The organism is Enterobacter cloacae complex sp. S1 (genome assembly GCF_014930525.1).
Classification (GTDB): Bacteria; Pseudomonadota; Gammaproteobacteria; order Enterobacterales; family Enterobacteriaceae; genus Enterobacter; species Enterobacter hormaechei_C.
Map to the genome: position 1 here is coordinate 49,038 of NZ_JADBRE010000036.1, position 7,186 is coordinate 56,223.

At 49.6% G+C, this 7,186-nt stretch carries 9 protein-coding genes; 7 read left to right on the forward strand and 2 right to left on the reverse strand.

All coding sequences use genetic code 11. From position 1 onward, the window contains the following. Positions 1-315: 315 nt before the first annotated feature. The 3 genes from ydgH to folM all read left to right on the forward strand — a co-directional run bounded on the left by ydgH (position 316) and on the right by folM (position 3,590). The gene (gene ydgH, locus IM290_RS19850; protein ID WP_000769339.1) at positions 316-1,260 is read left to right on the forward strand and encodes a DUF1471 family protein YdgH; all 945 of its coding nucleotides are present in this window, start codon (positions 316-318) and stop codon (positions 1,258-1,260) included. Between the two features lie 185 nt (positions 1,261-1,445). Continuing rightward, positions 1,446-2,828, forward strand: a complete 1,383-nt coding sequence (locus tag IM290_RS19855; protein ID WP_003857548.1) for an amino acid permease — start codon at positions 1,446-1,448, stop codon at positions 2,826-2,828. Between the two features lie 39 nt (positions 2,829-2,867). Next, positions 2,868-3,590: a dihydromonapterin reductase gene (folM, locus tag IM290_RS19860; RefSeq protein ID WP_003857550.1), complete on the forward strand. Its 723-nt coding sequence runs from the start codon at positions 2,868-2,870 to the stop codon at positions 3,588-3,590. On the opposite strand, the gene IM290_RS19865 is transcribed toward folM, so the two are convergent. Beyond that, entirely contained in the window at positions 3,587-3,922 is a 336-nt protein-coding gene (locus IM290_RS19865) for a GlpM family protein (RefSeq protein WP_015570648.1), read from the reverse strand. The two genes, folM and IM290_RS19865, sit on opposite strands and share 4 nt — an antisense overlap. A gap of 127 nt (positions 3,923-4,049) precedes the next feature. On the opposite strand from IM290_RS19865, the gene rstA reads away from it, so the two are divergent. From rstA to IM290_RS19880, 3 genes are all read left to right on the forward strand, one after another. Next, on the forward strand, positions 4,050-4,766 hold the full coding sequence (rstA, locus tag IM290_RS19870; RefSeq protein WP_015570649.1) for a two-component system response regulator RstA: 717 nt from the start codon (positions 4,050-4,052) through the stop codon (positions 4,764-4,766). A gap of 437 nt (positions 4,767-5,203) precedes the next feature. Then, complete coding sequence (gene iraM, locus IM290_RS19875) at positions 5,204-5,575, forward strand: anti-adapter protein IraM (protein WP_023296508.1); 372 nt, start codon at positions 5,204-5,206, stop codon at positions 5,573-5,575. Positions 5,576-5,962: 387 nt separating this feature from the next. Next, positions 5,963-6,181 (forward strand): cold shock domain-containing protein, encoded by a 219-nt coding sequence (locus tag IM290_RS19880; RefSeq protein ID WP_017384577.1) that lies wholly within the window; start codon positions 5,963-5,965, stop codon positions 6,179-6,181. A 161-nt stretch (positions 6,182-6,342) separates the two neighbouring features. On the opposite strand, the gene IM290_RS21685 is transcribed toward IM290_RS19880, so the two are convergent. Beyond that, positions 6,343-6,540, reverse strand: a complete 198-nt coding sequence (locus IM290_RS21685) for a YnfU family zinc-binding protein (RefSeq protein ID WP_306414190.1) — start codon at positions 6,538-6,540, stop codon at positions 6,343-6,345. Positions 6,541-6,658: 118 nt separating this feature from the next. Between IM290_RS21685 and IM290_RS19885 the strand changes: the two genes are divergently transcribed. After that, the gene (locus IM290_RS19885) at positions 6,659-6,886 is read left to right on the forward strand and encodes a hypothetical protein (RefSeq protein ID WP_017384578.1); all 228 of its coding nucleotides are present in this window, start codon (positions 6,659-6,661) and stop codon (positions 6,884-6,886) included. Positions 6,887-7,186: the final 300 nt, after the last annotated feature.

The following is a 7,186-nucleotide window of genomic DNA, read 5'->3' on the forward strand; positions in this document are numbered from 1 at the left end:
GAGATATTTACCTTAAATTCGCCTTCAGGACCGATAAATCGCGCAAGCGAAGCGGTAAAAACATGATATAGCGCCATAAAAGAACAACTCATTAACATTAAATTAACTTGTAAAAGTCATATGCTTAATCAGTTTTGCTTGTGAAACGCCTGTTTTTTCCACATATCACAAAATGTTATCGAATCAGGTCCTTTGGTGAGCACAGGCTGTGAAAAATGCCGCAGACAGCGACGGGTGTTAAATGCCATAATCGGGACCGTCTCAAATTAACAACAACACCAGTACATGGTTTGCGCAAGGCGAAGGATTATTTTTATGAAGCTTAAGAACACACTCCTGGCGTCCGCACTTCTTTCCGCGACCGCCCTGTCTGCGAATGCCGCGACAGAGTTGACGCCGGAGCAAGCGGCAGCGTTAAAACCTTTTGACCATACGGTCATTGTGGGTCGCTATAACTCTATTGGCGATGCCGTCGCCGCCGCATCAAAAGCCGCCGATAAAAACGGCGCTGCCTCGTTTTACGTTGTTGACCAGTCCGATCAGGGCAACAGCGGCAACCAGCGCGTGACGATTGCGCTGTACAAAGAGAATGCCCCAAAAGCAGACGAACAGAAAAACCGCGTGATTAACGGCATTGTTGAACTGCCGAAAGATCAGGCTGTTCAGCTGGAACCGTATGACACCGTGACCGTTCAGGGCTTCTACCGCAGCCAGCCTGAAGTTAACGATGCCATCACCAAAGCCGCGAGAGAAAAAGGCGCTTACGCGTTCTATATCGTGCGTCAGGTTGATGCCAACCAGGGCGGAAACCAGCGCATCACCGCCTTCATCTATAAGCAAGATGCGAAAAAACGCGTAGTACAAAGCCCGGATGCCATTCCAGCGGATTCAGATGCGGGACGTGCCGCGTTAGCGAAAGGCGGTGAAGAAGCGAAGAAAGTGGAAATTCCGGGCGTTGCAACCTCGGCGGCACCAAGCGCTGAAGTGGGTCGTTTCTTTGAAACCCAATCCACCAAAGGCGGACGTTATACCGTTACGTTACCAGACGGCACGAAAATTGAAGAGCTGAACAAAGCCACTGCCGCGCAGATGGTTCCGTTCGACAGCATCAAGTTTACGGGCAACTATGGCAATATGACGGAAATCTCCTATCAGGTGGCGAAGCGTGCTGCGAAGAAAGGCGCGAAGTATTACCACATCACCCGCCAGTGGCAGGAACGTGGTAACAACCTGACCATCAGCGCCGATCTGTACAAGTAACAAAACGGTTTCATAAAGGCGGCGCAGTGCCGCCTTTTTTGTTACTTTTTTTCTGATTTCTGCCACACGTCATTGCATGCATCCTTCACACTCCGTAAAATCCCGCGCCTTAGCGTGATCCACCATTTTTATGCGCCTTAGCGAAATAATTATTCTGGATTTGGACTTTTCATAACAGGAAGCCAATGGAAAAGAAACTTGGCCTGAGTGCTTTAACTGCACTTGTATTGAGCTCAATGCTGGGCGCGGGCGTATTCAGTTTGCCGCAGAACATGGCGGCCGTCGCCAGCCCGGCCGCATTACTGATTGGCTGGGGCATTACCGGTGTCGGGATTTTGCTGCTGGCGTTCGCCATGCTGCTGCTGACCCGTATCCGACCGGATCTGGACGGCGGAATATTCACTTACGCCCGGGAAGGTTTCGGCGAGCTGATCGGCTTCTGCTCCGCCTGGGGTTACTGGCTGTGCGCGGTGATCGCCAACGTCTCCTATCTGGTTATCGTCTTCTCGGCGCTCAGCTTCTTTACCGACACGCCCGAACTGCGCCTGTTTGGCGACGGCAATACCTGGCAGTCCATCGTCGGCGCCTCGGTGCTGCTGTGGATAGTTCACTGGCTGATTTTGCGTGGCGTTCAGACCGCGGCCAGCATTAACCTGGTGGCGACGCTGGCCAAGCTGGTGCCGCTTGGCCTGTTCGTCGTGCTGGCCTTCCTCGCCTTCCGTCTTGATGTCTTTACGCTCGATTTCAGCGGCATTGCGCTGGGCGTTCCCGTCTGGGAACAGGTGAAAAATACCATGCTGATCACCCTGTGGGTGTTCATCGGCGTTGAAGGTGCCGTCGTGGTCTCTGCCCGCGCGCGTAACAAGCGCGATGTGGGACGCGCCACGCTGCTGGCCGTACTGGCGGCGCTGGGCGTTTATCTGCTGGTGACGCTGCTGTCGCTCGGCGTGGTGGCCCGCCCTGAACTGGCGGAAATGCGTAACCCGTCCATGGCCGGGCTGATGGTGAAAATGTTGGGCCCCTGGGGGGACGTGATTATCGCGGCGGGTCTGATTGTTTCCGTTTGCGGCGCCTATCTGAGCTGGACCATTATGGCAGCGGAAGTCCCGTTCCTGGCCGCCACGCACAAAGCGTTCCCGCGCCTGTTTGCCCGTCAGAACAAAAACAGTGCGCCATCGGCCTCTCTGTGGCTCACCAACATCAGCGTGCAGGTCTGTCTGGTGCTGATCTGGCTCACAGGATCGGACTATAACACGCTGCTGACCATCGCCTCCGAGATGATTCTGGTACCCTATTTCTTAGTGGGCGCATATCTGTTAAAAATTGCGACCCGCCCGGCACACTATGCGGTAGGCGTCGGCGCCTGTATTTACGGTCTATGGTTGTTGTATGCTTCCGGACCGATGCATCTGCTGCTGTCCGTGGTGCTCTACGCGCCGGGCCTGCTGGTGTTTATCTACGCTCGCCGTACACATCAGCTTGATAATGCCCTTAAGCGCCGCGAAATGGCATTGATAGGTTTGCTGTTAGTCGCTGCCGTACCGGCAACGTGGATGTTAATGGGATAGCGCCGCCTGTCCCATTGTTGAACTGAAAAGGAGATTACGATGGGACACACGCAGCAACGCCCAATATTGATCACTGGCGCTGGCCGTCGCATTGGCCTCGCCCTCGCCCATCACTTTCTCAATCTTCGCCATCCGGTTATCGTCAGTTACCGCACAGAATATCCTTCCATTGAAGGGCTACGAAATGCCGGAGCAGTCTGCATTCAGGCGGATTTCTCCACAGATGAAGGTATTCTCGCCTTCGCGGACAAAGTGAAGTCGACCACCCACGGACTGCGGGCGGTTATTCACAACGCCAGTACCTGGCTTCCCGAAAAAGCAGGACATTCACTCAGCGAAACGCTCGCCTGCATGATGCAGATCCACGTTAATGCGCCTTATCTGCTCAACCATGCCCTACAGGATTTGCTGCGCGGACACGGCCATGCCGCAGGAGACATTATCCATTTCACCGATTACGTGGTGGAGCGAGGAAGCGACAAACACATCGCCTATGCGGCCAGCAAAGCCGCGCTGGATAATATGACCCGCTCTTTCGCACGCAAGCTGGCGCCCGAGGTAAAGGTCAACGCGATTGCTCCGGCGATGATTTTATTTAACGAAGGCGATGATGCCGAGTATCGTCAGCAGGCGCTCAACAAGTCGTTAATGAAAATTGCGCCCGGCGAGAAAGAGGTGATCGACCTGATCGATTATCTGCTGACCAGCTGTTACGTCACGGGCCGAACGTTTGCCGTGGACGGTGGCCGCCCCCTGCGCTAGTGAAAGCGGCTCCAGAAGAAGATGAGCACCCAGGCGCTGAGGCTCCAGCAGACCACCGCCCCGCCCAGCGCCATGGGCAGACGCAGAAAACCGGTGAAGTACCACAGCGACAGCAGGTAAATAAAATACGGGATGATCGACCACATCCCGAACACAATGGTGGCGCGCAGCGCCTCAATACCCCGCTCAGAGGCCACAATATAGTGCGCGATTAACGCAAAGGTGGGAAACAGCGGGATCAGCCCGGCAATGTAGTAGTTCTTCGTTTTAGCCAGCACCCCAATCAGCAGCACGACCAGCGCACCCAGCGCGGCTTTTATCACCAGCCCCATTCTTTTCCCTTAACAATCAAATAACATTCCCGTGCAGGATAACGGAACTCCGGCTAATTTTGAAAGATTAATGGAAGGTTAAGGTTGCGCGGTGTATGTTGACGTTTTTCGCGATGACAGACGTTGTATGAATAAGATTGTTTATGTTGAAGATGAACCCGAGGTGGGGCAATTAATCGCCGCTTATCTGGGTAAACATGATATGGAAGTGGTTGTCGAGCCTCGTGGCGATCGCGCTGAAGACGTCGTCAACCGCGAAAATCCGGATCTGGTGTTGCTGGACATCATGCTGCCCGGGAAAGATGGTATGACACTCTGCCGGGATCTGCGCGCGAAATGGGACGGCCCGATCGTGCTGCTGACCTCTCTCGACAGCGATATGAATCATATTCTGTCGCTTGAGATGGGCGCAAACGACTACATCCTGAAAACCACGCCGCCGGCGGTTCTGCTAGCCCGTTTACGCCTCCATCTGCGTCAGCGTGCCAGCGCTGAGCGTGAAGCGCCTGCGCCCTCCTTAACGCCGCATAAAGCGATGCGTTTCGGCACACTTTCTATCGACCCGGTCAACCGACAGGTTATGCTTTCCGGGGAGCTGATTGCGCTCTCAACCGCAGATTTTGACCTGCTGTGGGAGCTTGCAACCCATGCCGGACAAATTATGGACCGGGATGCATTGCTGAAAAATCTGCGCGGCGTAAGTTACGACGGAATGGATCGTAGCGTTGATGTGGCGATTTCACGACTGCGTAAAAAACTGTTGGATAACGCCACGGAACCTTACCGCATCAAAACCGTACGCAACAAGGGCTATCTGTTTGCACCGCACGCCTGGGAAACCTGAAAAAGGAGCCAACTGGAATATTCAAAAAATAACTGACGATGCATCGGAATTGTTATCGGTATTCGTCGAAAGTTATCGATTATATGCATCGTCAGTTATGACATATCCTCTGGTCTGATTCCTCTCTCCAGTTCTATTCGATGTGCATTTTTCGCGTAAACAAAAGTAGCGCTAATGTATTTGATTGCTATAGTACAATATATATTCAGCAGAGCAGGCACCATCATCGATCAAAAATCCGTCACTTAAATGCACATTAGGCTAAAAATGATCTTTACAATTGACTTAATCATTATCTTATCCTTATGAAAACAAAGGGGATAATGGCGAACATATAAATAATATCGATCTTTTTCAATAGCTTACGTGTTTGCAGAAATCTAATTCTCATGCTAAACCTTATACTCTCTCAATTATTTAATGAAAGAGGTATAGCAATGTCATGGAGAGTCATTAGCTCGGTAATTTGTCCTAACACGGGAATCGTTTATTCAAGCATCTTGGGACTCAAGTTCTTGAAACTCATCATTTGGTATGAAAGCGATGTCTATTTGTACCCCGGTGACAGGATATATCCGACAAAAAATGGCGTCTTCATAAATGGTGTTTTCAAGCCTATATCGATATACAACATATCACCTTACAACGAAATGTTGTGGAGTGAAATTAAAAACAAGATGGCCTGCCCATACAATCGAAACCAGCACGAGGAGATATGCACTTACGCGGTGCATTGCAACGCGCGGAAATGCCCGCATGGGTTTGCCACCAACCCACTGATTGTCAGCACAGGTAAATCCAGACATTAGCGAAAATCGGAAATATTTAGATCAAGATAATTAATATTTCTGCTGCACCGCCTTTGTCCGGATAAATCTCCGTGACTACAGCCCAAATGCTCCTGTGGGGACATTTGGGCTGTAGTCACGCCTGGCAACTCTGGCTTCTTGTACCAAATTAATTTTTATTGTGCAATTTTAAGCAAGCCATCCGGAAGGCTAAAATAAAAATTGCTAATTAACCCTGCCCGTGCATTAATGGTCTCGTTAGTCCGATCCAATAATAGTTGGACAAGTTGCATGACAATTCTCATAACCAGGCGCTATCGCTGATATCCCCTCCTTTTGAGTCCACACCTTAGCATTATATGTTTATTAGCTTTTATATCACTTCGGAAATGTTCAAATGGAGTCTTTATGTCATCAAAAATTTTAGGTCTGGTTAAGTGGTTTAAGGAAGATAAAGGCTTTGGTTTTATCTCCCCTGTAGATGGCAGCAAAGATGTTTTCGTGCATTTCTCTGCCCTTCAGGGAGAGAACTTCAAAACACTTTTTGAAGGTCAGAAAGTCGAATTTATCATCGTAAGCGGCGATAAAGGCCCTGCTGCTGCGAATGTAACGCTTTGCGATAAATAATATCAGCACACAGCCGCGTTGACGATGATGTTGCTTCTGGCTCGTGGACTGCACAAGCAGTCTACAATCCGATGCTAACTGCTTGTAAATCAGCAAAGTGTTATTGAGGTCAGGCGACCGCGAAAAACATCGTCTCTTCCACTTCTTGTATGAGTATTTCTTCAGAGACGCTGAGAGGATTTAAACAAAGCGCTACAGTAGGGACAGACAAGTTGGGCCCCCTTTTGTATGCGAGTGAAACTGTGCTCTGACTCTTTAGCGCAGTTTGGACATGAACATTTGACTAAATAATTGCGACGAAGTTGCGAGTTTTTACGTCCCGACATAGGCTGCTCCTGAATGAAAAGGATTGCCACCATACACGTTAAGGCAGGATATTGCTTGCTTTTATTTCCCAAAGAGAGCAAAAAATAGAAAGGAGCCACGCTTATGGAACATTCTTACCTTGCACAATCACAAAGAGATATAGAGTGATATATGAAAAAGGTGATCATTTTTTTTAATGCCAACCCCAGCAAAGTCATTATCGTGCTTAAGGGCATAACGTCTGTACGCCAGACATATCCGGATGGTGAAGAAATTAATCTTCAGATCATGACTGCAAGCTTTCCGTCGTTGACGGGAGATCATAATTCTATCTATGTTGCTTCAGACAGGGAACTTACCTCTCAGGAAATATCTGATGCTGCCAAACAATATTTATAATATTTTCTGTCACTAGTCCGGTTAACAACACAGCATTTATTTCACTCAGAATGAGAAAAATTACAATCCATCATTATTAATGCCTGCAAAATGCAGGCTTTTTTACGACATTGCCCTTTAAATTTAACTATTCCGCATAATCGTGCTGTTCACTTTGCTCCCTCTGTTTCCGAAGAAAGTGTATCATCAACCTTCTTCGTTCCTGTGGTGATATGGATGTCCACGCAGGGCTGACGAAGTAAAGCCGGGTTCTTAATTGATTGATTTAGCGGTGCTATCCAATGAAAAAGCTGTTTGTGC

Bases quoted from the DNA above. Each gene is read 5' to 3' on its own strand.
- folM (WP_003857550.1), top strand. From the start codon at position 2,868: ATGGGACACACGCAGCAACGCCCAATATTGATCACTGGCGCTGGCCGT.
- rstA (WP_015570649.1), top strand. From the start codon at position 4,050: ATGAATAAGATTGTTTATGTTGAAGATGAACCCGAGGTGGGGCAATTA.
- IM290_RS21685 (WP_306414190.1), bottom strand. From the start codon at position 6,540: ATGGTGGCAATCCTTTTCATTCAGGAGCAGCCTATGTCGGGACGTAAA.
- IM290_RS19855 (WP_003857548.1), top strand. From the start codon at position 1,446: ATGGAAAAGAAACTTGGCCTGAGTGCTTTAACTGCACTTGTATTGAGC.
- IM290_RS19885 (WP_017384578.1), top strand. From the start codon at position 6,659: ATGAAAAAGGTGATCATTTTTTTTAATGCCAACCCCAGCAAAGTCATT.
- IM290_RS19865 (WP_015570648.1), bottom strand. From the start codon at position 3,922: ATGGGGCTGGTGATAAAAGCCGCGCTGGGTGCGCTGGTCGTGCTGCTG.
- ydgH (WP_000769339.1), top strand. From the start codon at position 316: ATGAAGCTTAAGAACACACTCCTGGCGTCCGCACTTCTTTCCGCGACC.
- iraM (WP_023296508.1), top strand. From the start codon at position 5,204: ATGTCATGGAGAGTCATTAGCTCGGTAATTTGTCCTAACACGGGAATC.
- IM290_RS19880 (WP_017384577.1), top strand. From the start codon at position 5,963: ATGTCATCAAAAATTTTAGGTCTGGTTAAGTGGTTTAAGGAAGATAAA.